28 protein-coding genes are annotated in these 26846 nt (G+C 33.1%); 5 read left to right on the plus strand and 23 right to left on the minus strand.

The genetic code is table 11. The features are described from left to right. The first annotated feature begins 428 nt into the window (after positions 1-428). Positions 429-1649: a nucleotidyltransferase gene (locus ACFWM3_RS05670; RefSeq protein WP_390310636.1), complete on the plus strand. Its 1221-nt coding sequence runs from the start codon at positions 429-431 to the stop codon at positions 1647-1649. A 97-nt stretch (positions 1650-1746) separates the two neighbouring features. On the opposite strand, the gene ACFWM3_RS05675 is transcribed toward ACFWM3_RS05670, so the two are convergent. Together ACFWM3_RS05675 and ACFWM3_RS05680 are read right to left on the minus strand one after the other, a co-directional pair. Continuing rightward, complete coding sequence (locus ACFWM3_RS05675; RefSeq protein WP_390310638.1) at positions 1747-2772, minus strand: SepM family pheromone-processing serine protease; 1026 nt, start codon at positions 2770-2772, stop codon at positions 1747-1749. Continuing rightward, entirely contained in the window at positions 2747-3553 is an 807-nt protein-coding gene (locus tag ACFWM3_RS05680; RefSeq protein ID WP_056468438.1) for a patatin-like phospholipase family protein, read from the minus strand. The genes ACFWM3_RS05675 and ACFWM3_RS05680 overlap by 26 nt, the downstream gene beginning before the upstream one ends. 140 nt (positions 3554-3693) lie before the next feature. Here ACFWM3_RS05680 and ylbJ point away from each other — a divergent pair, with 140 nt between their 5' ends. Further along, the gene (gene ylbJ, locus ACFWM3_RS05685; protein ID WP_056468439.1) at positions 3694-4950 is read left to right on the plus strand and encodes a sporulation integral membrane protein YlbJ; all 1257 of its coding nucleotides are present in this window, start codon (positions 3694-3696) and stop codon (positions 4948-4950) included. A 565-nt stretch (positions 4951-5515) separates the two neighbouring features. Here the strand turns inward: ylbJ and coaD are convergent. Next, a complete protein-coding gene (gene coaD, locus ACFWM3_RS05690; RefSeq protein WP_098427066.1) occupies positions 5516-6007 on the minus strand; it encodes a pantetheine-phosphate adenylyltransferase in 492 nt (163 codons plus the stop codon). A gap of 17 nt (positions 6008-6024) precedes the next feature. Then, complete coding sequence (gene rsmD, locus ACFWM3_RS05695) at positions 6025-6582, minus strand: 16S rRNA (guanine(966)-N(2))-methyltransferase RsmD (protein ID WP_056468444.1); 558 nt, start codon at positions 6580-6582, stop codon at positions 6025-6027. A 369-nt stretch (positions 6583-6951) separates the two neighbouring features. Here rsmD and ACFWM3_RS05700 point away from each other — a divergent pair, with 369 nt between their 5' ends. Continuing rightward, entirely contained in the window at positions 6952-7341 is a 390-nt protein-coding gene (locus ACFWM3_RS05700) for a DUF7147 family protein (RefSeq protein ID WP_390310640.1), read from the plus strand. Between the two features lie 156 nt (positions 7342-7497). On the opposite strand, the gene ACFWM3_RS05705 is transcribed toward ACFWM3_RS05700, so the two are convergent. The 6 genes from ACFWM3_RS05705 to ACFWM3_RS05730 form a co-directional block, all read right to left on the minus strand. Then, positions 7498-7770, minus strand: a complete 273-nt coding sequence (locus ACFWM3_RS05705; protein ID WP_056468449.1) for a YlbG family protein — start codon at positions 7768-7770, stop codon at positions 7498-7500. 471 nt (positions 7771-8241) lie between these two features. Further along, positions 8242-8697 carry a YlbF/YmcA family competence regulator gene (locus tag ACFWM3_RS05710; protein WP_098234589.1) on the minus strand — a complete coding sequence of 152 codons (456 nt, stop codon included), beginning with the start codon at positions 8695-8697 and terminating at the stop codon, positions 8242-8244. Between the two features lie 61 nt (positions 8698-8758). Next, complete coding sequence (locus ACFWM3_RS05715; protein ID WP_056468456.1) at positions 8759-9331, minus strand: histidine phosphatase family protein; 573 nt, start codon at positions 9329-9331, stop codon at positions 8759-8761. Positions 9332-9407: 76 nt separating this feature from the next. Further along, positions 9408-9692: a YlbE-like family protein gene (locus tag ACFWM3_RS05720; RefSeq protein WP_056468459.1), complete on the minus strand. Its 285-nt coding sequence runs from the start codon at positions 9690-9692 to the stop codon at positions 9408-9410. An 11-nt stretch (positions 9693-9703) separates the two neighbouring features. Continuing rightward, positions 9704-10117, minus strand: coding sequence for a YlbD family protein (locus tag ACFWM3_RS05725; RefSeq protein WP_056468462.1), 414 nt, complete (start codon positions 10115-10117; stop codon positions 9704-9706). A 115-nt stretch (positions 10118-10232) separates the two neighbouring features. After that, the gene (locus ACFWM3_RS05730; RefSeq protein ID WP_390310644.1) at positions 10233-11276 is read right to left on the minus strand and encodes a CAP domain-containing protein; all 1044 of its coding nucleotides are present in this window, start codon (positions 11274-11276) and stop codon (positions 10233-10235) included. A 176-nt stretch (positions 11277-11452) separates the two neighbouring features. Here ACFWM3_RS05730 and ACFWM3_RS05735 point away from each other — a divergent pair, with 176 nt between their 5' ends. Further along, entirely contained in the window at positions 11453-11824 is a 372-nt protein-coding gene (locus ACFWM3_RS05735) for a YugN family protein (protein WP_056468467.1), read from the plus strand. A gap of 61 nt (positions 11825-11885) precedes the next feature. Here the strand turns inward: ACFWM3_RS05735 and ACFWM3_RS05740 are convergent, their stop codons facing one another. From ACFWM3_RS05740 to ACFWM3_RS05770, 7 genes are all read right to left on the minus strand, one after another. Further along, entirely contained in the window at positions 11886-12350 is a 465-nt protein-coding gene (locus ACFWM3_RS05740) for a DUF420 domain-containing protein (RefSeq protein WP_056468470.1), read from the minus strand. Positions 12351-12361: 11 nt separating this feature from the next. Further along, on the minus strand, positions 12362-13261 hold the full coding sequence (gene ctaG, locus ACFWM3_RS05745; protein WP_056468473.1) for a cytochrome c oxidase assembly factor CtaG: 900 nt from the start codon (positions 13259-13261) through the stop codon (positions 12362-12364). 388 nt (positions 13262-13649) lie between these two features. Further along, the gene (gene eutH, locus ACFWM3_RS05750) at positions 13650-14723 is read right to left on the minus strand and encodes an ethanolamine utilization protein EutH (RefSeq protein ID WP_390310646.1); all 1074 of its coding nucleotides are present in this window, start codon (positions 14721-14723) and stop codon (positions 13650-13652) included. Positions 14724-14793: 70 nt separating this feature from the next. Further along, positions 14794-15855 (minus strand): M24 family metallopeptidase, encoded by a 1062-nt coding sequence (locus ACFWM3_RS05755; protein ID WP_390310648.1) that lies wholly within the window; start codon positions 15853-15855, stop codon positions 14794-14796. Continuing rightward, on the minus strand, positions 15852-16958 hold the full coding sequence (locus ACFWM3_RS05760) for a M24 family metallopeptidase (protein ID WP_390310650.1): 1107 nt from the start codon (positions 16956-16958) through the stop codon (positions 15852-15854). Before ACFWM3_RS05760 ends, ACFWM3_RS05755 begins: the two co-directional genes overlap by 4 nt. Positions 16959-17303: 345 nt before the next feature. After that, the gene (locus ACFWM3_RS05765) at positions 17304-18992 is read right to left on the minus strand and encodes a sigma-54 interaction domain-containing protein (RefSeq protein WP_390310652.1); all 1689 of its coding nucleotides are present in this window, start codon (positions 18990-18992) and stop codon (positions 17304-17306) included. A 67-nt stretch (positions 18993-19059) separates the two neighbouring features. Beyond that, positions 19060-19941: an AraC family transcriptional regulator gene (locus ACFWM3_RS05770; RefSeq protein ID WP_390310653.1), complete on the minus strand. Its 882-nt coding sequence runs from the start codon at positions 19939-19941 to the stop codon at positions 19060-19062. A 126-nt stretch (positions 19942-20067) separates the two neighbouring features. Here ACFWM3_RS05770 and ACFWM3_RS05775 point away from each other — a divergent pair, with 126 nt between their 5' ends. Further along, the gene (locus ACFWM3_RS05775) at positions 20068-21012 is read left to right on the plus strand and encodes an EamA family transporter (RefSeq protein ID WP_390310654.1); all 945 of its coding nucleotides are present in this window, start codon (positions 20068-20070) and stop codon (positions 21010-21012) included. A gap of 312 nt (positions 21013-21324) precedes the next feature. On the opposite strand, the gene ACFWM3_RS05780 is transcribed toward ACFWM3_RS05775, so the two are convergent. From ACFWM3_RS05780 to cyoE, 6 genes are all read right to left on the minus strand, one after another. Continuing rightward, on the minus strand, positions 21325-21498 hold the full coding sequence (locus ACFWM3_RS05780) for a hypothetical protein (RefSeq protein ID WP_156339633.1): 174 nt from the start codon (positions 21496-21498) through the stop codon (positions 21325-21327). A gap of 236 nt (positions 21499-21734) precedes the next feature. Further along, a complete protein-coding gene (gene ctaF / locus ACFWM3_RS05785) occupies positions 21735-22073 on the minus strand; it encodes a cytochrome c oxidase subunit IVB (protein ID WP_056468490.1) in 339 nt (112 codons plus the stop codon). 4 nt (positions 22074-22077) lie between these two features. Next, a complete protein-coding gene (locus tag ACFWM3_RS05790; RefSeq protein ID WP_056468493.1) occupies positions 22078-22701 on the minus strand; it encodes a cytochrome (ubi)quinol oxidase subunit III in 624 nt (207 codons plus the stop codon). After that, a complete protein-coding gene (gene ctaD, locus ACFWM3_RS05795) occupies positions 22701-24557 on the minus strand; it encodes a cytochrome c oxidase subunit I (RefSeq protein ID WP_056468496.1) in 1857 nt (618 codons plus the stop codon). Before ctaD ends, ACFWM3_RS05790 begins: the two co-directional genes overlap by 1 nt. Before the next feature lie 32 nt (positions 24558-24589). After that, positions 24590-25630 carry a cytochrome c oxidase subunit II gene (gene coxB / locus ACFWM3_RS05800; RefSeq protein ID WP_056468498.1) on the minus strand — a complete coding sequence of 347 codons (1041 nt, stop codon included), beginning with the start codon at positions 25628-25630 and terminating at the stop codon, positions 24590-24592. Between the two features lie 95 nt (positions 25631-25725). Then, positions 25726-26685 carry a heme o synthase gene (gene cyoE, locus ACFWM3_RS05805; protein WP_390310674.1) on the minus strand — a complete coding sequence of 320 codons (960 nt, stop codon included), beginning with the start codon at positions 26683-26685 and terminating at the stop codon, positions 25726-25728. Positions 26686-26846 lie beyond the last annotated feature (161 nt).

Here is a 26846-nt window from a genome sequence, read left to right on the forward strand (position 1 = left end):
AATCTTAGACGAAAATTGGCTTATGACCTCGAGGAGTTAGGAGCCGGAGCTAGACATCTTTTCTGCTTCTTTTTGGGGAATATCTCCATTCAGCTGAAGAAGTGGCGCTCTTTCCACTTCGAAGATTAATGGAATATTACCGAAGAGCTAGCTTGTGGAACTAGACATCATAATCTACTGCTTCGATGTAATTTCCGACAAGCATAAGTCGAAAAATTTACTAAAAGTTTTAGACTTGGTTACTAGCTTTCCCCTAAAATCCTTGACCTTGCTTCTTATATGTAACCTATCTAATATATTATTTTCCACAATAAAATTCAATACAATTCACACTAGGTTGCGAATTATTTCTCAATACTGGTATTCTAAATGTATAAATTCGTGAAATCAGTAAATATTGGAGGTGCATTTCCCTGCGTTCGGTTGGTGTGGTAGTAGAGTATAACCCATTACATAATGGTCATGTTTTTCACTTAACTAGTTCTAAAATAAGTACAAATGCTGATGTTGTTATTGCAGTAATGAGTGGTCAATTTTTACAAAGAGGCGAGCCAGCAGTCGTTCCAAAGCATGTACGAACAAAGTTGGCTTTACAAGCAGGTGCAGATCTTGTTATTGAATTACCTTATAGCTATTCGACTCAACACGCTAGCATCTTTGCCAAAGGAGCTATTTCAATCCTAGATTCTTTAAAATGTGATTATGTTTGTTTTGGAAGTGAAGAGGGTAAAATTGAGACATTTTACGAGTTAATCAAACAAAAGAAGCAGCTTACTTCTTCAATCAATTCAAGTATACGTACTTTTCTTGATGAAGGGCTAAGTTATCCTGCTGCATATAGCACTGCTTTACAAAAAAATCTTGAAACATCAAAGCTAGATGTTTCACTTCCAAATAATATTTTAGGAATACATTATTTAGAAGCTATTGAACATTTTGATAGTAAAATGGAAGGTCGAACGATTCAGCGAATAGCTGCAAATTATCATGATGAAGATACCAATCATCAAAGTATCGCTAGCGCTACAGCAATTAGAAAAATTTTAAAAGGCGACAATCAATCGATTTCTGACTTTGTTCCAAGTTTTACGAAAGATTCAATTGAGGAATACATAAACGAGTATGGTACCCTTCATTCTTGGAATGAATATTTACCTTTTTTGAAATATAAATTAATGACTTCAACTAAAGAAGAACTGGAAGAAATTTACGAAGCTGTCGAAGGTTTAGAAAGAAGAGTCTTACATTCTGTATTAAACTGTCTTAATTTTGAAGAGTTAATGACAACAATAAAAACAAAGAGATATACTTGGACTCGAATTCAAAGATTGCTGACACATATCTTAACAAATACATCAAAAAAGGAAATGTCAGCAATATTAGAGAAAGATCGAGTTCCATATATTCGTTTACTTGGTATGAGTTCAATGGGTAAAACTTATTTAAATAGCAAAAAAAAATTAATTGAATTACCAATTTACACGACTATTAATCAGCAAAATCAAAAAGAACTAAGTACTGATTTGAAAGCAACTCATACTTATACTTCGATGCTTTCATTAAACAATCAACAAAAATTAATAAAAACCGAATATTCGCTTTATCCAATTATTTATGATGAAAAAAGTAGTCAATTTAGTAGATCTTAAGTATTTTCCAGAAGCATTAGAAAGAAAAAATGGCAGGTATAGGTATTCTCACCCTATATCCTGCCATTTTTTATCATTTACCTTATTCTAATCAAATTTATTTTTTTGTCTTTAACTTTTCAAGATAATGAATTGCTTGGTCATATGTATCAATTGGTATTATTTTCATTTTCAAGTCATGTTTTTTCGCACTTTTTACAGCCTCATTATAATTTGATTTCTTTTTACCGTTCTCATTTGGTGCAAAGAAAATCTCTGCCCCCGAATCAGATGCTGCAATTATTTTTTGAGATATTCCTCCGATCGGACCAACGACTCCATTTATATCAATTGTTCCAGTACCAGCTATTTCATGACCTTTTGCTAAATTTTCTTCTTTTAATTGATCATAAATTTCTAGTGCAAACATAAGCCCCGCTGAAGGTCCACCTATCTCTTCTGAATTTATTTTAACTTTTGGATTTGTAGTTAGATCTAAATTTTCTGCAATAGAAACACCAATTCCTGCACGATTAGGTTCGTCTTTAAAAGCTTTTGTTTTAATATTAAAGTTTTTAATTTTTCCTTTTCTACTTACTTCTAAATTAAAATTTGTACCAGGTTTTCTACTTTTTATTGTATTGGTAAAATCATTTAATGTACGGATTTCTTTCCCGTCGATTTTAGTGATGACGTCACCTAGCATTAATACGTTATGGGCTGGCATATCCTTTAAAACAGATACGACTACTATTCCATTTTCCGTTACTTTATAAGATTTTTTAGCTTGCTTATATGCGTTTAAAATCGCAGCTTGCTTTGACTCTTCCATGTATCTTAATTGGCGGAATTGATAATCTTCATCACTTTCACCTTTTACTTTTATTTCATCTATTTTGTATAGATGGTAATTGTCATTAATTTTCGTCGCAATATATGAGTAGATATTTGCCTTTCCCATTGCTACGGTCGTTAGCATAAATTCGCCTTTATCTTTTTTTGCTCCTTCAACTTTTACATATGGCCTTAATGGCTCGGCTAAGCCTGGTTTTGTAATATAGTATGGTAATGGAATGAAATATAAAAGAATTAGCGTAATACCAAGTACTAATAGTACATTAAGAATTCTGATCCTTTTTATCACTATTTTTCTCCTTCCATTGCTCAATCTTTTCAAGAATCTCTGGTATTAATTTTTCTGTAGCTTCTTCACCTATTTTGATAACATTTTCAAGGTTAGTAAAGTTTCTAGAATTAACATGGTCTAATTTAGGTCTTATCATAACATTAGATGCAATTTCTCTATTTCTAACGAGTTCATGCTGCATTATTTCAATACTTTGCATAATTACGTCATAGATCGTCGAAACTTCACCACTAACTTGAATCGGAGAGGCATCTACTCCAATAATAAAATCCGCCCCCATCTCTTTTACAACTGATACAGGGATACGATCGATGACTCCACCATCAACTAAAAGTCTTCCATTCCATGTTTCTGGTACAAAAATTCCCGGTATTGAAATACTCGCTCGGACTGCAGTAGCAATATCTCCTTTTTGAAAAACAATTTTTTCTCCTGTTAATAAATCAGTAGCAATTACCGACACTGGCAAATCCAATTCTTCAAGCTTTCTACCAAATGATAGTACTTTAATCAACTCTTTAACTCTGTTCCCGGAAATCAAACCCATTTTTGGAACAACATAGTCAATATAGTATTTAGATTGAAATACTTTTGCAATTTTATATAGACGATCCACATCTGCTCCAGCACCGTATAAAACAGCAACTAAAGCACCTATACTACTTCCTGCAATCAGATCTATAGAAATATTATGCTTTTTTAAAACAGAAATTACACCAACATGTGCAAATCCTCTTGCACCTCCTGAACCTAATGCTAAACCAATTTTCGGTTCCAAGTTGTTTCCCCTCCAATTAAACTCTTTGGTCTAAAATTGAATTCCAACAACGTATATTTAATTGTACAAGTTTTTTTTATACATATATTACTATCTTATTTCCTACTCAATGGTCTTACTACAATTAGACAAAAATCTATATGTTTTTTAAGTTTATCTTTGGAGGTTTATATGTGAAAAAAAATTACTTCATTACTTTACTAATTTTTTTAATACTCATATTTCTGACATCAACGATTATTTTGCATCCAGAGGTAGCATTTAAAGGTTCAATAAGAGGATTAAATATGTGGTGGGGAATCGTATTTCCTTCGCTCCTTCCTTTTTTCATTTTAAGTGAACTTCTAATCTGCTTTGGAATTGTTCAATTTATTGGTGTATTTTTAGAGCCAATTATGCGACCTTTATTTAGAGTTCCGGGTGTTGGGGCATTCGTTTGGGCAATGGGGATGGCATCGGGATTCCCATCAGGTGCAAAACTTTCTGCTAAACTATATAAAGATGGGGAATTAACAAAATTAGAAGCCGAACGACTTAATTCATTTACAAATTCGTCTAATCCATTGTTCATTTTCGTTGCAATATCTGTTGGTTTTTTTCATAACCCAAAAGTCGGTCTCGTACTTGCCCTCAGTCATTATTTATCTAATGCTATTGTAGGCCTCATTATGAGGTTTTATGGAAGAAACCAACCTAACTACTCTCGTAGAGAAAGAATCCATTCTAACCGCTTTAAATACGCATTTAAAGTTATGCATGAAAAACGATTAAGTGAAAGAAGACCGATTGGAAAAATATTAGGGGACGCAATAGCTTCTTCCGTACAGACATTATTAATGATTGGTGGATTTATTATCGTTTTTTCTGTTCTTAATATGCTTTTGATTGAAATTGGATTTATATCTAATGTTGGAAAAATAATTGCATATTGTTTTTCAAATTTAAGTGTTAATCAGAATTTATCTACACCTTTTTTATCTGGGTTATTTGAAATTACTTTAGGATCTAAATTGGTCAGTGAACTAGGCAATAGTACATTATTGCAGCAAGTGGCTTTAACTAGCTTTATTTTAGGATTTGGTGGTTTTTCAATACAAGCTCAAGTAGCAAGTATTATTTCTGAAGTGAAATTAAGTATTAAACCTTATTTAATCGGTCGTTTATTGCAATCTGGAATTGCTCCTATTTTAGCAATTATCTTTTGGAAGCCACTATATCTTAATCAGTTAACTTCTAATGCTACTTATAATACTTTACCTGTCATAAAGATTTTTACAGAGAAACAGTTTAATCTCGAATCTTTGGTTTCAACAGGTTCATTCATCACATTAATTTCTCTCTACATTTATGTAATCATCTTAATTTATAAACTGTATATAAAAAAGTTATCTTCTTAAACCTTCCGAATATAAAAAAAAAACCTCAGTTTTAATAACAATTGAGGTTTCTTTCGCTGTAATAATCAAATTTTCGTAAAGGGAGTTTAGTGAGGTTGATTTCCGCTACAGGATGCTCGCTTTCCATGGGGCGAGATTCTTTAGCCTCCTCGGCGAGCTTGCGGGGTCTCAGGCTTCCCGCATATCCCATAGGAGTCGAGCACCCCTTTTGCTCCAATCAACTTTTTCATCATAAAAAATGATTACACTAAAAATCTAATTTAATATCCTTTACTTAGAGTAGCGTAACAGCTTGTTAATCAGTTTGTAGGTCAACTATTAAAGAATTTTTATAATATCAATAATCTCTAGTAATTATTTATTCTTGAGAAATTAAAAAATATTTAAGAGCTAAATAAAAAAATTTCTAAAACAAGTTCCAAGTATTATTGTGATTAGTTGATGTTCATAGATTAACATTTAAAATCATTATTAGGTCATTAAAAAATGAATTCTAATGACAATATGGTTTACTTAATATAAGTGACTGTTTATATTTTCAACAATAAAAAAACCTCAGTTTAAATTAAACTTGAGGTTTCAAAAATTTTTCTGTTAATGCGCTATTTACACAATCTGGTACTAAATCTTTTACATTTCCACCGTATTTCGCGACTTCTTTTACAATTGAAGAACTTAAGAATGAATATTGATTATTTGTCATAACAAAAAATGTGTCAATTTCATCTACTAATTTTTTGTTCATTGCTGTAATTTGCATTTCATATTCAAAGTCTGATACTGCTCTTAGGCCTCTTAATATTGCAGAAGCGTTAATTTTTTTCGCGTAATCCATTAATAGACCACTAAATGAATCTACGCGTACATTTGGAATTGTACTAGTAGCTTCTGTAATTAATTCTTTTCTTTCCTCTAAAGTAAATAAAGAATTTTTGGCAGAGTTATTTAATACGACAACAATTACCTCATCAAACACTCTTGCTCCACGTTTAATAATATCTAAATGTCCTAAAGTAATTGGATCAAAACTCCCAGGACAAACAGCAATACGTTTCATCTTGTACCCCCTAAAAATTACTCCATACAAATATGATACACTGATACGCCACAAATTCCATATTTTTCTGCTTTTGTTCGTGCAAATTTCCCTATTTTTTCAGGTAATTCGACATCAGTAGCATGTTCTACTAAAATTGTTCCATCTGATGCAAGTAGATTTTTTTCATCAAAAGTTTCAATTAATGATACGATTTGTTGTTTTTTATAAGGAGGATCTAAAATAATTAAATCAAATTGGATCTCTCTTTTAATAATCGCTTTAACAGCCCTCTCAGCGTCATTTCGATATACTTCAGCACAATCAGTTAGATTACATGTTGCTAAGTTTTCTTTAATCGTCTTAATCGCCTTCATTTCACGATCTACAATAATCGCTTTTTCAATCCCTCTACTTAAAGCCTCAATTGATAGTCCACCACTACCACCGAATAAATCTAATACAATACCACCTTCAAAGTATGGTCCAATTATATTAAACATCGCTTCTTTTACTTTATCAGTTGTCGGTCTAGTACTCATTCCAGGTACTGCCTTTAAACTTAATCCTTTATTTTTTCCTGACACTACTCTCATTTAATTCACACCTACTATATATTTCAATTTACGAAAATATCCTATCATAATTTCACTAAAACAAAAACATTTCTTTCCATATTCTTCTACTAATGTATAAAATCATCCACTTTGGAAATAATTAATTTTAACAACATCTCAGTTGATGTTGTTGCCAACCGCGGAGAAGACTTACGTTTCCCCATAAGTTCTTCCTCCGGTTTCTCCTCTCCCTTTGCCTTCTTTTAAGTGATTACACTTTAATAAGAGGGGCCCTGCAAATGCGGGGTTTTTTTTTATGCCTTTATCCTGTAGAATAAATGTTGCATTTATTACCATACTTTTTTTTGGAATACACGTAAAGTATTTACGTTTTAAGGGGGAACACTCATGATCCAACGCATGATTGAAATTGGAGAAGGATACTCAGATTTATATGAACTATTTGAAATTGCTAAATCGCAAAAAGATAGAGTTAAATTTTTACTAAAATTAACATCTGAAAATAAAGGCTCAAACTGCTGTTCTTTTGCTGTTATATTAAGCCCTACTTCTATTGGTGAATTCCAGCCAATATATTATTGTAGAGAAGGCATTACATTAAAAGAAGATTCAATTACAAAACGTGAAGTGTTGTTTGAAGAATTAGCTACAACTTTAAACAAAGAAATCATCACATTGCAAATAAGACATTCAAGCTCATTTCATGAAAACGATTTATTTCACCAATATATAATCGGAATTTTACGCTTAAATCATTTAATTCCACCAATGAAATAACTATATTTCCTAATCTTACTCATAAAATAAAAAGAAAACAAAGGGATAGTTTTTCCCTATCCCCTTTCCTTTCAACCATACCACAAGAAAAACGATTGAACGGTTTTTAATTCAGATAGGTTACCCCTTCTAAATTAATTAGCCATTCAATCGTTTTTAATCTACTTGATAATCATATTCCTTTGCTTCGTCTGGTTTTGCATTTTCGTACTCAGTCTTAATAAAAGGTTTATATGACAATTCGATTCGTTTTACAAAATGAAATTTTTTCAATCTCTCTATTGTTCGATCTATATCATCCATATTGCAGTATAGGACTACGTATTTCAAACGTTTAGAGACAAAGTGAATATTTCCAAATTTACGTAACATTTTTGCTTGTTTTAATGATTGTAAATAAATAATAATACCTTGTCTTTGCACGAACATAGCTTTCTCCTTTAAAAATCCGTTAGAAATAGAATATCATATCCCAAATTTCTTTTGCAACGAAACTTTCATAAATAGTTTTTAGAAAGGATTGAAAATTATGTTAGACGATGTTTGGGAGCAATTTTTTAACTGTATTTCAAATTATAAACAAATTAATCATTTTTCAAACAAACAAATTTGCGGTGCCAATTTTCTATATATTCAGATAGATTGTCAACAGAACGAAGAGGCGATCAAAAAACTTCTAATTGATTGCTCTAGAACCATTACTGAACAGTTTAAACTAATTTACCGAGTTGAATTTATTCGTAGTGAAAATAATAATTTCGTATTTAAACATCGATTTTACGTTCCGAATAAAAAAATGTTTTGTTGTGGAAATAATTGCGCTAACTGTACTAGGTTCAGAAAATGAATTTTATTAAAAAAAGACTCATTATTAAATAATGAGCCTTTCAATATGTTCTATTACCTCGTTTTACATCCACACTTTCCACCTGTGCCACATCCACCAGTACTACATCCTCCACCTGTATTTACGAAGAATGGATTACCCGCTGGAACTTTCACTGAAGGTGAAACAGCTTGAGCAATTAAATAGCTAGTCTCATCTAAAAGTAATTGGACCTGATCTTCCGCTTGCTTAAAAGCAGCGATAGTATCGTTTAATTGAAGTTCTCTTTTAACTTCACTCATTTTTTTTCGAATTTCTTTATAATCGGGATGATATTTTCCAAATCGTTGAACATCCTCATATAAATCCTTCGTCTTCATAAAACGGCTAATAATTTCTTGAGCAGTTTTATCATTATTTAATGCAATATATGAAGTTCGATACTGATCTGCAACATCTGATTGCGCGATCATTGAAGCAAGTTCTTCTGAGACTGTTATAAGTTGCAAGGTTTCCATTGTTGCATACATTTCCTTACACCTCCAAGAATAAACTATACCACATTTAATTCGGTAAATAAAAGAACTTGTCCTATGCTTTTATATGATCAGAAATATTAAATTCATTTATCTTCCATTTACCATCTTTAAATTCAATAAAATTTGCACAAGCATTTTTTAATTTTGTCCTAAAATTAACTTTCTCAGGATCAATTGCATGTAGAATTGCCTTAATCGTATGAGAATGTGCAACAATTACAATTCGTTTACCTTCATAATTTTGAGCAATGTCTTTTAATGCACTAAAAGCTCGATCAATTAATTCTTCATCTGTTTCCATACCTTCTACATTATTATTATAAATGTTTTCATGAACATCGGAAATAGGTTTTCCACTAGCTTCACCAAATTCTCTTTCTAGAAATCGTTCATCCTCTAGGATCTCATCAATTTTAGAAAAATCTGCAATTGCCTGTGCAGTTTGTCTCGCCCTAACTAATGGACTTGTAATAATCCGATCCCACTTTTGATCACTTAAAAACAATGCACTATCATTCGCCTGTTGTTTACCAATCGTATTTAAAGGAATATCTTCTCTACCTTGAATTATATTGTTAAAATTCCAATCAGTTTGTCCATGTCTTACTAAACAAATTTCTGTCATAACTACTACTCCTTTTTAAAAATTACTTTCTTCATTGTAGCAAAAAGCTATGACAGATTAAATTATTATCCTTTTTTTAATCTTCCTTTGATTCAGTATCAGAGGATTCTTCACTACTAGTACTTTGTTGATCTTTTAATACATGGAACATGTCAATCATAAACGATGCCATTTGAACTTGATTTGACAATTTATCAACTCGTTGTGGAATAGTTTTACCAAAAAACTCAAGGGAAGCCAGTCTAAACTCATCAGTAAGCTCAGGATTTCTAGAAAGTTTACGATACCATTTTGGTTGTTGTCTTAAAAATTTTAAATAATCTTCTTCACTCTGTAGAAATTCCAAAACATCTTTTCTCAATTTAGATCTCCTCAATCCTGTCTAAAATTAAATTGTTGTGCCGCTGGCTTTTCTTCTCTTTGATTAGTTGAAGTAGCTGGAGATTTAAATTGTGATATAAGCTGTTGAATATTGGTTAAAGTAGAGTTTACATTTGTTAAATGGCCTTGAATTTGATCTGGATCTAAATTTTTTACAAAAGAAATTACTTTTCCAACGTATCCTTCTTCTGATTGTTCTGTTTTGGCAGTTTTCTTTTGAGACCTTGTATTATTCTCATTTCTGTATTCATCCCACATTTCATGGTCTTCACCTTTGTAATACCAATCTTCAAAATATTGTTGCCATGTTTTTTTACCCGTTTTTACTTCCTCTCGAAGTTTTGGGTGTTCCATAACGAATTGCCTAAATTGTTCGATAGATGGACGACTATTTTCATTTCCCATTCATATCACTCCAATTAAAAGCATTTACTACAAAATTATGTCTTTCGAATAATTTTGTGCTTGTATGGAAATAAAAAAATCAAGCACAAACTTTCGCTTTTGCTTGATTTCGCGATTATTTTATAAAATTTTGGGTGTAATATTTATTAAAGGCTCCTACTCCAAGTGTGGTATATTCTTTTTTATACATATTTACTCGGTGACCTTTACTATTAATCCATCCATATACTGATGCTATACCATCTACATAATTAGCCGAAATATTTTCGCCAGCGATTCTGTATGGAACATTTGCATCATTTAAACGATCAGCTAGACTACCATATAAATTAGAATAGTGATCAAAATATTTATTTTGAACCATATCTTTACTATGTCCTAAAGCTACTTTAGCAGCATCAGCATTCCAATTTAAAGTACTTAAATTCATTCTTTTACGATATACATTCGTTAAATTAAAGATTTGTCTTTCTTCTTCACGATCAACAATTGCTTCTTGTAATGTATTTAATTTTTTTGCATTGATTAAATTTCCACTATAAATTAGCTCGTACGGTTTTTGCTTAACTAGCGTTTCTGGTGATAAATATCGAATACCTAATAAACTTCCGGTAAATCGGTCAAAATAAAGTTGAGCATAACAATTATCTAAAGAAACAAGTGGACGTTCATGTAAATCTGTTGTCGATAATTTAAAAGTATATTGATTACGTAATATCGAAAATGAAACTTTATCGTGTACAGTTACATTATCCATTGTTTCTTCGTAGTGACTACCCATCACAAATGGAGAGATATCAACTTTATTACCAGCAACAAAAATAGTTACGACTTTGCCATTTAGTACACCAAATTGAGTATACTTTGTAGCATCCTTATCATAAACAAGCCAATCATAGTCATATTGAGAAGGAACTTTTCTTGACGGTTTACCAAAGGTTTTTAAAATTTCTTGTTCACTTTTACCAATATACTGAGAAACGGAGAATGTCGCATTTGTAGTGCTTGCATTTTCGATCATTGGCTTATTCACTTTTTCAACTCTTTCATATGGTTTAAACGTTTGTATATTACTGATCCAATCTTTAATAAGTGGACTGAACATAAAAACTGTTATAAAACTTATTGTAAAAAAGAAAAGTTTTATAAGCTTATCCATTTAGATCTTCCCTTCCCAATTGTTAACTCTATCTTTATATATCCATTGTAGCCAAATTATTCAAAAAAATATATAAATTAGTTAAAATACATTTATCAGCTTTTCATTGCTAATTATTGTCATAGATAATATTATATTAATAGGGATTTTTTCTAAGTAATTTAGGGGGTAATAACATGAAATTTGAGAATACAAATTTAGAAAACCATGTATTAAATGTAAATTTATTAACTGAAATCATGGAAGAATTAGGCTTTGTCCTTGCTGGTCAATGGGATTATGAAAGAGTAACTTACGATTATAAATTTGAACAACGTAATGAAATCTACTACTTACGCGTTCAAGGTTTCGCAGTAGAAGGACATGTAGAGTCAAGTAAAGGTAAAATCCAATTACTTACTCCACTTTTAGGTAAATACTATTATCCTCACGGTGTAGAGTACGGAGAAGGCGAAAACTTCCCTGAAAGCATCGTTAATAAAAGTAATGACTTACTTAAAAAAGCTGAAGAACAAATTTCTCTAGTAAGCAAGTTCATTATTCTATAATTATTAAAAAGAGTGAGTAAAAAGAAGTACAACTTCTTTTACTCACTCTTTTATTTTTCACTTAAAATCCTAAAACAGCTTTAATAACTGAAGTAGTGTCTCCACCTTTGTAGAAAACGTATAATAAACAATAAACGAATACACCTGTAATTGCAGTAAAAAACCAAATAATACTAGTAATCGGTCCAATTTTTTTGTGTAGTTTTAATTTGTTTTTATATCCTGAAATAATTGATACTAGACCAAATACTCCGCCAGTTGTAGCTAAGAAGATATGGAAAAACAAAAATATATGATAATACAACTTTAAACTTTTTGGTCCCCCAAAAGAAGTATTTCCAATAAAGATTGTTCTAGTTGCGTATACAATGAAAAATGAGAGAGCAAAGACTCCAGCAAAGAACATAACTTTCTTATGTCCCTCTATATTTCTTTTTGCAATAAGATACCAGCCGATTGCAACTAATATGGCACTAATGACAATAAAGCTTGTACTTATTGTTGGTAAAATTGGTAACGAATTCAAAATTTCCACCCCTACGATTTTTTAAGCAATAACGGATTACTACTGATTGGATCAATTTTATTTCCATTTTGTTCTCTTTTAGCCCATTTGAAAAAATTATAACCAATAACAGATCCATAAACTATTTCCTGGATAATTTTCATGATAACTCCGCCAACCTGTTGATCTTCCCTTGCTGACATAAAGTTAAATACTTCTGGACCTGAAATATTTAGTGATTTTAATAAATCTGGTGATACGCATAGTTCCATTGCTTTGCTCCACAACACTGGATCATTATAAGTCGCGTAAAATGGATGTCCTGCAAAAATAATAAGTGCACATGCTGGTGTTAATAAAATACCATTTCCAAACATATAACCAATCTTTTGGATATCAGAAAGTGTTTGTCTCTCTGGTAAGTTATTAATAACAGGAAACCACATAAATACTGCCATAAAAAATAATATATTTGTAAATAAGAAATGATAGATATTATTCGTTTTTACAGTATCAAATACTAATGGGTAATGGTAAATCGAAAATACTACATTAAAAATAAGTAAAGCAATTAATGGTTTTGTTGCAAAAGTAAAAAACGCATTAACGAATTTTGGTTTTAGTATGTTTCTCCATAACCAATTTGGAATTCCATTAATAAGAAAGATCGGTGCAACTAAGTATAAAACTGCCATTTCAGTCATATGTGCACTAAAAATAATATGACCAATTAAATCGATTGGACTGCCTTGTGCAGTGTAAACTAACAAAATTCCAATTACGAAATACACTTTTTGTTTAGTCTCAGTAACATGGTTTTCATCTTTATATTTATTAATTATGTAAAAATAACCTAAAATGACTAAAACTAGAAACACAAATAAATATGGACTCCAAAGTGCTTTAAACCCGAACATCCCTAAGCTAATCATGAATGCACACCCTTTAATTATTCTATTCACACTTATTATTTTTACCTAATGTTTAAATTAATATTGAACTATGTAAATATATTGTAGATTTAAGAACTATAAATACTTTCACAAAGACAAAAAAAATTTAAACATTACTTCTATCATATAATATTTAATGAAATTATCCAAACTATTATACTACTAAATTATATAACAGTAATAATGGTTTATTCAAATTAAAATACGATTTGAAAACGTTATTCATTTTTAAATGATTGGTATTTATATATGGGTGTTTAATTATAATCTAGGGTGCACACACTTTCTGTGGGGTCTTACGGCAACCTACTTTTCCGATAGGAGGCGAGTCCTTAAAATCCCAATCTACTTCTCTATTATTAATAATTCATCTGGTTTCACGTTTTGACACTAGCAAAGCCAATGCAGCAGCCAAAAAACCAGCGGTCAGTTTGCCGACAATCAGTGGTATGACAAAATTCTTCTCAATTCCTGCCACAAACCCTAAGTGACTTCCAAAAACAAATGCGCCGCTTACGGCAAATGCGGTATTTATAACTTTCCCACGGTCGTCCATCTCATGCAGTGTCGCAAACATAGGAATGTGGTGGGCGAAGGAGGCAATGAATCCAGCTAATGCTTGTTGATTCATACCTAGCTTATTTCCGAGTAATGCAAAAGGCTTCTTTAATACTTTTACCAACACAAAAACAAAAGGAAATGCACCAGCAAGTATGATGGTTATTTTTCCAACTGTTACAAAGCCCTCCGAAAGCGGCATCATACCTGGGATAATAACGATACCTGTTAAAGTTTTAATAATCATCGAGACAAGACCAATGATAATAACAATTTCAATTGCTTTTCCAAACCATTTAAAACCACGAATCATCACCGATTGAGCTGATAGCATTCCAATCCCAATCAAGACAGAAATCAGAATAGAAGGAATCAAATTTTTCAACATCCATATAAAGCCAAATCCTGCAACAAATCCTCCTGCTAAGCATCCAAATGGAATAGTCATTAGCCCAATTAAAATTCCTTTAGCAAAAAAGGGGTGATCATTTTTATGAACGATGCTTAAAGCAACCGGAATGGTAAAAACAATTGTTGGCCCCATCATTGTACCTAAAAACACCCAAGAGAACAAAGCAGCATCACTAGATTGAGCCATTTCATTTGTTAATGAGTATCCACCCATGTCAAGAGCTAAAAACGTGGATGAAAACATCGATGGATCTGCTCCAAGAAATTGGTAGACCGGGGATACAATCGGTGTTAACCACTTAGCTAATACTGGAGATAGTGAGATCATTCCAACCATTGAAAGAGCAAGTGGTCCCATGGCTTGAAAGGCTTCCTTAAATTTTTGTCCGACTCCATACCGATTTCCTATCAGATAATCGATTGCCCCTATGACCATAAAGCCTGTCATGATATATAAGATGATTTCATTCATATAGATACGCCCCAATTCAAAAGAAAGGTCATCTTTTTAAAAATCCATTAGATGACCTTTTCAATATTTTTTATAAGATAATTAAGTGCTTATCAGAATGGGTTATGATTTCATAACCATTCTCTTTTACTATAATATCATCTTCAATCCGGCAGCCACCCCATCCTGGGATATAAATTCCTGGTTCAACGGTAACAACCATTCCAGTTTGAAGAATTTCTACACTTTTGTCAGAAAGCCGGATTGGTTCGTGAACCTCCATACCTAACCCATGACCTGTTGAATGTCCAAAACGATCTCCGAATCCTTTTTCTGAAATATAGTCTCTCGTTAAATCGTCGATTGTTTTCGCTTTTTCACCTGATTGAATTCCTTCTGTCCCACGTTTTAGGGCTTCTAATACGATGTGATAAATGTTGCGGAACTCATCCGAACAACTCCCAACGGCGATTGTTCTCGTAATGTCAGAGCAATAACCATTGTACAATGCACCAAAATCAAGGGTTACCATGTCACCATGCTCAATCACTTTTTCGGAAGCCACTCCATGGGGTAAGGCAGCCCTCTTTCCAGAAGCAATTATAGTATTAAATGATGATGAGGTTGCACCAAGCTTTCGCATATAGAATTCCAGTTCATTACGGATTTCTAATTCCGTAACCCCTGGTTTAATGATATTCAAAATATAATCAAACGCCTTATCTGCGATTTCAGCTGCCTTTCTCATTAATTCTAATTCTATTGGCTCTTTGATTTCTCTAACCTTTTCAACGATATTTTCCAATTGAATCCATTGTACATTTCCATACTCTTGTAGTTTTGAGAACGTATTTAATGTCATGGCATTTGCCTCCACAGCGACCTTTTTAAGACCTTGACAGTCGACTTCTTTTGAAACTTCTTTTTCAATATTTCCGTTATGGACGATAATCTTAGCGTTTTTCACTTCATTTTGAGCCTGTTCCCCGTAGCGGAAGTCAGTAATAAAGGTAGCAGCATTTATTGAAATTAGCACCATGCCAGCTGATCCTGTAAAACCTGTCGTATATCTACGATTTTCACTTTTTGTAATCAATATTGCGTCGACATTGTTCTCTAAAAGCTGTTTCTGTATTTTTTCGATTCGGTTCAATTTCGTTCATCTCCTACAATCATTAATTCTTTTGGAAACTTCGTTAATACTTCATAGCTATTATCTGTTATGACAACATCGTCTTCAATGCGCACACCACCGAGGCCATTAAGATAAATGCCGGGTTCAATAGTGATGACCATTCCTGGTTTCAGTACCCCTTCATTCACATCATTTATAGATGGTGCCTCGTGAATTTCAATTCCTAGACCATGACCTATGCGATGAGGAAAAAATTCACCATAGCCAGCTGATTGAATGACTCGTCTTCCCGAGAGATCAACATCACCAATTCTTGTTCCAGGTTGAGAAGCTTCCACCCCAGCAAGATTGGCCTGTAAAACTGTATTGTAGATTTTAACGAGTTCGCTATTTGGATGACCATAAATGACGGTTCTTGTGATATCAGAGCAATATCCCTTATATTTCACACCTAAATCAAAAAGGGCAGTATCTCCTTTTTTTAACTTATTGTCACCTGTAGCACCATGTGGGTTACTTGCATTTTGGCCAAACAATATAATGGGAGAAAATGACATTTCTTTAATCCCTTTTTTCTTTAATTCAAATTCAATTTTTCCTAAAACTTCAAGTTCTGTAATTCCTTCTTTTAATGCTTCAATACCCACTTGTACCCCGTAATCAGCAAAAGCGGCGGCTTCACGTAATATTTCAATTTCATCAGCATCTTTTACTAGTCGCATTTCAGTAAGTATAGAGTCTAGTGATGCAAACTCTACTTCACCAAAAATCTGTTGCAGATTTTCAATGTAAAAGTAAGAGATATCATGCTTCTCAACTGCAAATTGTTTCATTTCGCTTCTACTTTCAATCAAGTGACCAACAAGTGACCACGGATGATCGGAATCTGTGTAACTTAGGATTGGATGCTTCCAGCCTGCTTCCTTTATCATTTGAACTTCCATCGCTGGTGTAATAAATACGGGTTCGTCGTTCGGGAAGACAAAAATACCTACAAATCGTTCGTGCGGATTGTAATCAAAATTCGATAAATAAAAAATATTTTGGCGTGATGTTATCAAACCACCTGGAATACTTTGTTGTTGTAAAAATGTTTGTAATTCTTGCATTCGATTATTCATGTTCATTTCCCCTTTAATAGATGGTTTAAATTAGACATGAAATATTGATGCAAGTTCTGTGCCATTTTTAAAATCTTTTATTTAGAAGTTTATTTAGGAAATAGTGTAAATCTTTTTAGACACTGTTTAGTGTTTAGTGTCTAAAAAATTAGACACAAGCAGTTTGACAGTACCGCGGAACACGCGATAAGAAGTACTTATTTAAAGGTTGCTTATTTACGGATTGAGGAGAAATTCTTCAGTAAGGGGAGGTAACTTGAGTAAACTTTTGATTGCCGGTTCTAAATCAGCCCAGAAGTCTCTTTCGCTCGTCTGGACTAATTTAGTCGTAAAGGCTTTTAGTTTTTAAAGCTCAATCTTTAATTTTTTCATTTTATTGTACAAAGTAGCTCGAGATATTCCTAGTTTTTTTGCTGCTGCTTGCTTGTTCCCTTTCTCTGTTTGAATGGCTTCAATGATTTTATTTTTTTCAAAGTCATTTAGATCTTCTTGTAAAGAGTCATCGTATCTAGTCGATAATAATGTAGATTGTAACATCTTTGGCGGTAAGGCTCCGATCGAGATGGTTTCTTCTCCTGATAGTAATACTAACCGTTCAATTACATTTCGCATCTCCCTCACATTTCCAGGCCAATCGTATTGTAGTAAGGCAGAAGTTACTTGAGGATCAACGATTTTAATCGTTTGATTATATAGTATTGAAAACTCATAGATAAATTGATGTAGGAGCTCCATTACGTCTTCTTTTCGTTCTCTCAATGGTGGAATCGTAATAGATAAAATGTTAAGACGATAATAAAGGTCTTCTCGAAATGTATTAGCTTCAACCATTGCTTCTAAATCTTTATTTGTAGCAGCAATGATTCGGCACTCCGCTGTTAACTGCTTTGTACCACCAACACGGTAATACGTTTTATCTTGCAATACTCTAAGTAACTTCACTTGCATATCTAACGGTAAGTCACCAATTTCATCCAGAAAAAGTGTTCCTCCATGCGCCAACTCTAGTTTTCCTTTTTTACCATTTGCATCTGCACCAGAAAATGCTCCTTTTTCATAGCCAAAAAATTCACTCTCAAACAATGATGGGGTAATCGCACCACAGTTTACAGCTATAAATGGAGAAGATGATCCTTGATAAAAATGGATAGCTTTTGCAAAGACTTCTTTTCCAACTCCAGTTTCACCAAGTAATAAAATATTCGCACTCGTTTCAGACATTTTCCTCGATAACGAAATTGTTTCTTTCATCAATTGACTAGAACCTTTTATTTGTTGGAAAGAATCGTGTGATAATTGCAGTCTTGAAACCTCCTTCTGCAATTGAAGAATTTTGGAGGAAGCATTCATAAGTTCTTGATTCATTATTACTTGACTCGTAATATCTGTTTCAGCAGCAACTGCACCTACAATTCGGTCATTGATAAAGATTGGACTGCTATTAATCATGACAATGAGATCCTCACGAGGTTTATGGTGTTTATGACGAAAAGATTGACCTGTCTCCATCGTAACTTTATTTAATAACATATCTTTAGGAAAAAACTCTTCCATTTTATTCCCAATAATTTCTTCTTTAGGAATTGAAAAGATCCTTTCAGCACCATGAGTCCAAACCACTGTTTTTCCGACTTCATCTACAATCGAGACCGATCCATCCATCGTATCAATCATCGTTCGAAAATAGGCCTCTAAATATTGATAAGACTCAAACACTTTCGAAACTAAAATAGCAGAATTGATGTAGCCCTTGATTTTTCCTTCTCCATCCGTGATGACTACAACTTCTAATTTTTGCACTTCTTGAATCACGTCTTGAATAACATCATTTTCATTGGAAACACCTGCTTTTTTCCAATAAAGTTCATTGATATTCTTGCTCTTAAAATGAAGATATTCATTGATCGTTAACATCCATACTTCACTATGATGCTGTTTAAATATATACGTTGCTTCATTATCTACATCCATATCAGAGTGCAAAGAAAAATTTGTTTGCAACAAATCTTCTATTCTAGGAAGAAGATGTTTCATGAAAATACCACCACCTAATTGACTTTTTTTTATATTACTCTATCATTCCGACGAGTTTGTGTCATGATTATACTTTTTGTTTTTTGTAAGCCAATGGTGTCAAGTTCATCGACTTTCTGAATTTATCAATAAAGTAGCTTGTGCTGTTAAATCCAACTTGATAGGCAACATCAGTGACATTCGATTCCGCTTGTTGTAGTAGTATTAAACTTTTTTGTATTCGATAATCGGTTACATAGTTTAAAGGAGTAGTTTTTAACATCCGTTTGAAATATCGACAGCACTCTGATCGGCTTAATTGACCAACTCTTGCAATGTCGTCTAATCGTATTTTCTCAGAATAATGTAAGTGGATCCAATTTAACATTTGCTTCATGCGCTTACTCTTTACTACTACAGACTGTTCATACTCTAATTCAATTCCGTTCATTATTAAATTCTTCCATATTAATGTTAGATGTAAGCTGATGTCGATTTCATAGAATGGTGAATTTTGTTTGATCATCTGATTGATTTTCAAAATATAGCTTAAAATGCTATTGGCCCATACCTCCTTTGGATTTAAGAATAAATAAGCTAGATTGGTCGCCTGATAATAAGGCTTTACAAAAGTTGTATAAAGTTCTTGAGATAAAACGAAACTTGGTGAAACATTTAAACAAATATAGGCACAGTCTGAATCGTTCCGATCTTTTGCCATATGTAGGCAGCCACTATTTATAAAAAGCCCTTCCCCTTCTGATATAAGAATTTTTTCTTCATTTATTTGAAAAATTGTTTCTCCTTTAACAACGTGAACAAACTGAAATTCATCATGCCAATGAAGAGGTATATTACCATTTATATTTTGCTTAATCGTTGTTTCATAGCAGGCAATTGGTAAAACAACAGTATGATGTTTAGTTAATTCTTTTAAACTTTGGTCTACCATAAAATTTTTAATTTGCATTCCTTCATAACCACCTCAATATCCTTATATTTTTCTATTCAATTTGAGTATTATTTTAGCGTTTTTCCTCTTATCATTTAAAATATTATAACACTATTTTTATATTTGAAGGTGGAGACTAAAATCATGAATAGACGAAAGGGAATATTTCTTGTTATCACGGGAGCAGTTTTTTGGGGGATTGGAGGTACAGTCGCAAAAAAACTTTTTCAACAATATCAAATCGATGTCGATTGGCTTGTTACGATCCGATTGCTAATAGCTGGATTTTTACTCTTAGCTATTCAGTATTTCAGAAAAGACCGTTCTCAGATTCTTGGGGTTTGGAAGACTGGAAGGGTTGCAATTCAATTGATTATTTTCGGAGTACTGGGGATGCTAGCGGTTCAATACACCTATATGGCTTCGATCGAACATGGAAACGCTGCTGTTGCAACACTATTACAGTATTTAGCACCTGTAATGATAATCTTATACTTAATTTTCCGTAAACAAACCGCTCTAACAAGAAGAGATTTGTTAACAGTTTCACTAGCTTTAATTGGAAGTTTTTTCTTATTAACAAACGGCTCAATCTCACAATTATCTGTGCCTGCACCAGCAATCGCTTGGGGGGTATTATCTGGAGTAGCTTTAGCATTTTATACTTTATATGCCGTACCATTACTTAAACAATACGACTCACTTGTCATTGTCGGATGGGCTATGATTATCGGTGGCTTAATATTAAGTTTTATCCATCCGCCTTGGCAAATGGACTATAAAAGCTTAACGCTTGAAGCCATTTTATATCTGGTCTTCATTATCATATTTGGTACGATGATTGCATTTTGGTTCTATATAGAAAGTTTGCAAAGTCTGCCACCTAAAGAATCAAGTCTGCTAGGAAGCATTGAGCCGCTAGCTGCTGTATTAACAACAATCTTCTGGTTAAAAGAACCTTTTGGTTTTTTCCAATGGCTTGGTACAGCTTGTATCATTGGAATGACATTATTGTTAGCTTTGACTAAAGAGTCTTCCTCAAAAACTAGCCAGCCTCCTAATAATAAAGAACCACTTAGAGTTAGTTGAATCGAGGCGTTTTTTTGAAATTGTAAAATAGGAGCTGATTGATCAATCAGCTCCTAAATAATTGTTGAATTAAAGCATTGCGCTAATTGCTTAAAGATTAATTATAATCTTCACTATTACCCATTTAATAACGCCTGTGCTTGTTGTGTATCCATATGTATTAACGAAAAACTTGGTTGAAATGGCAATAATACTTGGTATAACAAGAAAAATCAATTTTACCCATAAATAAATAACCTATACAGGGCTATATTTTTCCTCGATCTAACTTTGAAACTTTGTTATCTGTTTCTCGACCTACGATTTCTCGAGTTATTGATATCGGTTTCCTAAATATCTTTTCCTGTATGTTTTACCTTGATCTGGAATATCCATAAAACCTTGTGCACCCCAAATTTGATGCTCTGTTAATTTATCTATACTTCCACTTAGCTCCACTTTTTCTTCCATTTCAATATCATCATCTTTAGGAATGTCCACGTCCATCGTTGAATCATCCTTTCCATTTTACTATTATTCAAAACCGATTTAAATATTATATTTTGTCGGCTTTATAGTTTTCTTCCACTAATCATTCTTATACAACATAAATATCAGAAAGTAGCATCGGACTCAAAATTGGTTCCAAATTGTTGTGTACGGAACAGATCCTTTAGTTATCGAAAATCAACATAAACAGGCATAAAAAAAAGGAAGTGAATAAAATTCACTTCCTTTTTTCATCATAACCAGATTAATGTTAAGAATGTTAATAGTGTAATGACAGCAACTGTTAGTCCTGAATATAGGAAGAAAGCTTGTGTGCTGTGACCTTTATTTTTCATGTGCATGAAGTAATAAAGTTGGAACACTAGTTGTACTACAGCAAGTAATAAAATAAATGGTACTGTAAAGTATTTATCCATTTTATCTCTGTATAATACTGCTGCGAATGATGCAAGTGTTAAAATGATCATTAATGCGAAAGAAATTAATTGTTGTTTCATTTCTTCTGCATGTTTACGTCTGTGATACTTTATTTCAACTTGATTTCTTTGATGAGAGTTTGTATTTGTACCCATTTTCTTATCCCACCATTCCCATTAAGTATACTACTGTAAAGATGAAAATCCATACTACGTCGATGAAGTGCCAGTATAAACTTGCAACATAGAACTTCGGAGCGTTGTATAAATTTAAACCTCTTCCACCATTTCGAAGCATTAAAGTAGTGATCCATAGTAAACCAACAAATACGTGGGCACCATGAGTACCTACTAATGTATAGAATGAAGAACCAAATGCACTACTCTTAATTGTAAAATGATATTCGTGCATATAGTGTCTAAATTCGTAAATTTCTAATAATAAAAATCCTAGACCTAATAAAACTGTAATTCCTAACCAAAGCATCATCTTTTTGTGTTCAAAGTTTTTCATGTGGTACATTGCATAAACACTTGTAAGAGAAGATGTTAAAAGTAACATTGTAGCAATGAATACTAATTTTGGTTCGAACATTTCAGAAGCACTTGCTCCACCAGCAGTAGAGTTTCTTAATGCTAAGAAAGTACCAAATAATGATGCGAATAATACAGTTTCTCCACCAAGAAACAGCCAGAATGCTAAGAACTTATTTTTACCTTCTTCTGTAGCTTTTTCAGGGTTATGAGGAAACGTTTCAGCTGTAAATTTTTGATTCATTTCCATTATGCCTCAACCCCCTCATCAGCTATGTCTTCTTTATGGATATGGAATCCATGATCATCAATCCAAGAACGTAAGAACATTGAACCGAATGTAATAACTAAACCAAGAATTAATACACCAACTGCAGTGTGGTTCTTTAGTTGGTCATTATACAATGCCCCAAATGCTGCGATAAATAAGCCCACTGACATAACAAATGGTAAAATAGATGAGTTTGGCATATGAATATCACCTAGTGGTTCAGCAGGTGTCATTTTGCCGTCTCCTTCCATTTTTTCTACCCATAAAGCGTCTAATCCACGTACATATGGAATTTGAGCAAAATTATATTCTGGTGCAGGAGAAGGAATTGACCACTCAAGTGTACGACCTACACCCCATGCATCTCCAGCAGCTTTTTTACCTTTAATTGCTGTATAAACGACATTAATTAACATAACGATTGTAGCTAGACCCATGAACATTGCTCCGATTGAGCTGATCATGTTACCAGTATCTAAGCCTTGCCCTGGTAAATATGTAAAGTAACGACGAGGCATACCCATTAAACCTAAGAAATGTTGGATAAAGAATGTTAAATGGAAACCAATAAAGAATAATCCGAATGTAATTTTTCCTAGTGTTTCATTTAAGATTTTACCAAACATTTTTGGCCACCAGTAATGTGCACCGGCAAATAGACCAAATACTACCCCACCAACGATTACGTAGTGGAAGTGAGCTACTACGAAATAACTATCATGGAATTGATAGTCAGCAGGAGCTGCAGCGTTCATAATACCAGTTACCCCACCTAGAACGAATGATGGAATAAAAGCAACTGACCAAAGCATTGGTGTTGTAAAACGAATTTGTCCGCCCCACATTGTTAATAACCAGTTAAAGATTTTAACCCCTGTAGGCACTGCAATTGCCATAGTTGCTACAGCGAAAATTGCATTTGCTACTGCACCAAGACCGTCTGTAAACATGTGGTGAGCCCATACCATGAATCCTAAGAAACCAATTAAAACTGTTGCGAATACCATTGAAGAGTAACCGAATAGACGTTTCTTAGAGAAAGCTGGAATGATATCTGAGAAGATACCAAATGCCGGTAATATAAGAATGTATACCTCTGGATGTCCGAAAATCCAGAATAAATGTTCAAAGATCATTGAGTTTCCACCTAAAGATGCATCAAAGAATGCAGTTCCAAATAGGCGGTCAAACATTAATAACGCTAACCCGATTGTTAATGCCGGGAATGCAAATAAAATAAGTGCTGATGTTACAAATACTGTCCAAGTAAATAGTGGCATACGCATGTATGTTAACCCCGGAGCACGCATGTTAATAATCGTTGCTAGGAAGTTAATACCACCTGCTAATGTACCAATACCTGAAATTTGTAGACCTAATAAGTAGAAGTCTACACCATGTGATTTACTGTGTAGAGCTAGTGTCGCATATGAAGTCCAACCTGCGTCAGGCGCTCCACCTAAGAACCAACTTAGGTTTAAGAAAACTCCACCAACGAAGAATAACCAGAAACCTAAAGAATTTAAAAACGGGAAAGCTACGTCACGAGCACCAATTTGTAATGGTACTACCGCGTTAAAAAATGCAAAGATCATCGGCATCGCCGCTAAGAAAATCATTGTTGTACCATGCATTGTTAATACTTGGTTATAAGCATCACCAACTAAAAATGTGTTGTCTGGCTTAATTAATTGTATACGAATAAATAACGCTTCCATCCCACCAACTAAGAAAAAGAATCCGCCTGCAATTAAATACAGGATGGCAATTTTCTTATGGTCGACTGTCGTTAAGTAGTCCCACAATAGTGGTTTCTTTTTCGCTACAGAACTCACAGTATTACCCCCTTTGCTTCATATCCATTAATTTATTTTGCAATTTTTAAGCTAGTTAAGTATGCAGTTAATGCATCAATCTGATCAGCTGATAAGTCACCATATTTACCTGACATAAGGTTTCCTGGCTTCATAGCTTCCGGATTTGTTAACCATTTCTTGATGTTTGCTTCATTATTTTTAGCAATACCAGCAACCATATCACGATCACCGAAGTTAGCTAAGTTTGGAGCAAGTCTTGCAGCAGGTGGTCTTGTATCATTTGCATCTGCAGCATGACAACCAATACAACTTTGTTTGAAGATTTTTTCACCTTCTTGTGCATCTGCTGTTACAGCTTGACCTTTTTGATTCTTCATATCAGCTAACCACTTATCGTAGTCGGCTTGACTTACAACTTTAACTTTAAATTGCATTAATGAATGTGAAGGACCACAAAACTCTGCACAGAATCCATTATATGTACCTTCTTTATCCGCTGAAAGCCACATTTTGTTTTCGCCTTCAACGTTTGTATCAAGTTTACCTGCTAATGATGGTACCCAGAATGAGTGTTTGATATCTTGACCTTTTAGGTTCAAGATAACTTTTTTACCTACTGGGATATACATGTCTTGAGAAGTAATGAATTTTTGTTTTGGATACTCAAATTCCCACCAGAAAAGATGAGCGTTTACATTAATAACAATTGCATCTTTTTTCTTCTCATCTTTTGCTATTTGCTTCTCATCTGAAAGCTTAAACGTTTGTGATACTGTTGGTACTGCTAAAACAATAAGTAAAATAACAGGAATAATCGTCCAAAGAAGCTCTAAAAAATGATTACCTTCTACTTGCTTTGGAATAATATTCTCTTGACCTTTACGGTGACGATATTTCACGATTACGTAAAGGAAAAGAACTGTTACAACAGCAACAACGAATACCATGATCAACGTACTTAGCTTCATAAGATCGTATTGCATTTTTGCTACTTCACCTTGAGGATTCAGTGTAGATTGATTTGCATGTCCACATGCACTCAAAATAACTGCTATCAAGGAAATTAGCGAGACTAATCGCCAATGTTTCATAAGAATACTTCCCCCTCTTTCAATTTAAAGTGTTTCATTCTTATTTAAAAATAAGATTAAACAAACAATAAAAAAATCCCCCGTAATACCCCTAATTAAAACGAAATTGTAAACACAATCATTGACATAAATAGAAGAGTTAAATAGTTAATGGAGTATATAAACATCAGTTTAGAGAACTTTTGATCATCCTTTTGTTTATAACAATATAATCCTAAAATAACCCATCCAATATTCAATATTGTTGCAAAAATAATAAATGGTAAACCTAGAGCTTGCATGTAAAATGGCAATGGTAATAAACATAATACCCAGATCATCACTTGACGTTTCGTCATTTCAAATCCGTAAACCACCGGTAGCATTGGAATTCCCGCTCTTTTATATTCTTCAGAACGTCTCATCGCAAGTGCTAAGAAATGTGGTGGTTGCCATATAAACATGATTAAAAACAGCATCCAAGCAATTGGATGCAAATTCGCATCGATTGCTGCCCATCCAATTAATGGGGGTGCTGCACCAGATATACTACCTACTACTGTGTTTAACGTGTAATTACGTTTCGTCCAAAGAGTGTATAGTACGATATATGTAAATGCACCAATAAATGCATATACAACAGCCATTAAGGTTGTGAAAGCCATAAATGTAAAGCCCACAATTAATAAAAGAATACCAATTGAAATTGTAACACTTGGTTTAATATTACCTGTTACAGTTGGTCTGTTTTTAGTTCTCTCCATGTAAGGATCAATATCACGATCAATATAGTTATTGATTACACATGATCCCGCAATAATTAGTGATGAACCAATTACAGTAATAATTGCTTTTGGTAAATAATCTAATATATCTAATCCATTTATTTGGATTGCTAACCAGATACCTGTAAAAGTTGTCAGTATATTAGAGTTTACGATCCCTATTTTCATTAAAGAAAGCAAATCTTTCTTTAGTGAACTAGAAGGATGATTAGTTTCTTCGTTATTAGAAACATTATTAGCTAATTGTTCCAAGTCAATCCTCCTCTTTTTTATCAAAACTTCATTTTTCATACCCATTTTTTAATGTTTCATAATGAGTTTTTAATTTAGACATACTTCTATTAAACTAAATTCAATGAAATTTTTGTGATAAATATGTGAACAAATTGTGTACGTTTCAAAAAAATTTTAACGTAAACAGCCTATCTTTTCAATACTAAATACTACTTAAT

This window comes from Gottfriedia sp. NPDC058432 (assembly GCF_042721555.1).
Taxonomy (GTDB): domain Bacteria; phylum Bacillota; class Bacilli; order Bacillales; family Bacillaceae_G; genus Gottfriedia.

Coding starts and splice junctions, on each gene's coding strand:
- eutH (WP_390310646.1), bottom strand. CDS start 14,723: ATGAATGAAATCATCTTATATATCATGACAGGCTTTATGGTCATAGGG.
- ACFWM3_RS05770 (WP_390310653.1), bottom strand. CDS start 19,941: ATGCAAATTAAAAATTTTATGGTAGACCAAAGTTTAAAAGAATTAACT.
- coxB (WP_056468498.1), bottom strand. CDS start 25,630: ATGAAACATTGGCGATTAGTCTCGCTAATTTCCTTGATAGCAGTTATT.
- ACFWM3_RS05765 (WP_390310652.1), bottom strand. CDS start 18,992: ATGAAACATCTTCTTCCTAGAATAGAAGATTTGTTGCAAACAAATTTT.
- cyoE (WP_390310674.1), bottom strand. CDS start 26,685: ATGAAAAATGAAGTTTTGATAAAAAAGAGGAGGATTGACTTGGAACAA.
- rsmD (WP_056468444.1), bottom strand. CDS start 6,582: ATGAGAGTAGTGTCAGGAAAAAATAAAGGATTAAGTTTAAAGGCAGTA.
- ACFWM3_RS05760 (WP_390310650.1), bottom strand. CDS start 16,958: ATGAATAATCGAATGCAAGAATTACAAACATTTTTACAACAACAAAGT.
- ACFWM3_RS05700 (WP_390310640.1), top strand. CDS start 6,952: ATGATCCAACGCATGATTGAAATTGGAGAAGGATACTCAGATTTATAT.
- ctaF (WP_056468490.1), bottom strand. CDS start 22,073: ATGGGTACAAATACAAACTCTCATCAAAGAAATCAAGTTGAAATAAAG.
- ACFWM3_RS05715 (WP_056468456.1), bottom strand. CDS start 9,331: ATGACAGAAATTTGTTTAGTAAGACATGGACAAACTGATTGGAATTTT.
- ACFWM3_RS05705 (WP_056468449.1), bottom strand. CDS start 7,770: ATGTTCGTGCAAAGACAAGGTATTATTATTTATTTACAATCATTAAAA.
- coaD (WP_098427066.1), bottom strand. CDS start 6,007: ATGAAACGTATTGCTGTTTGTCCTGGGAGTTTTGATCCAATTACTTTA.
- ACFWM3_RS05725 (WP_056468462.1), bottom strand. CDS start 10,117: ATGGGAAATGAAAATAGTCGTCCATCTATCGAACAATTTAGGCAATTC.
- ylbJ (WP_056468439.1), top strand. CDS start 3,694: ATGTTTTTTAAGTTTATCTTTGGAGGTTTATATGTGAAAAAAAATTAC.
- ACFWM3_RS05790 (WP_056468493.1), bottom strand. CDS start 22,701: ATGGAAATGAATCAAAAATTTACAGCTGAAACGTTTCCTCATAACCCT.
- ctaG (WP_056468473.1), bottom strand. CDS start 13,261: ATGATTAGCTTAGGGATGTTCGGGTTTAAAGCACTTTGGAGTCCATAT.
- ACFWM3_RS05775 (WP_390310654.1), top strand. CDS start 20,068: ATGAATAGACGAAAGGGAATATTTCTTGTTATCACGGGAGCAGTTTTT.
- ACFWM3_RS05735 (WP_056468467.1), top strand. CDS start 11,453: ATGAAATTTGAGAATACAAATTTAGAAAACCATGTATTAAATGTAAAT.
- ACFWM3_RS05730 (WP_390310644.1), bottom strand. CDS start 11,276: ATGGATAAGCTTATAAAACTTTTCTTTTTTACAATAAGTTTTATAACA.
- ACFWM3_RS05780 (WP_156339633.1), bottom strand. CDS start 21,498: ATGGACGTGGACATTCCTAAAGATGATGATATTGAAATGGAAGAAAAA.
- ACFWM3_RS05710 (WP_098234589.1), bottom strand. CDS start 8,697: ATGTATGCAACAATGGAAACCTTGCAACTTATAACAGTCTCAGAAGAA.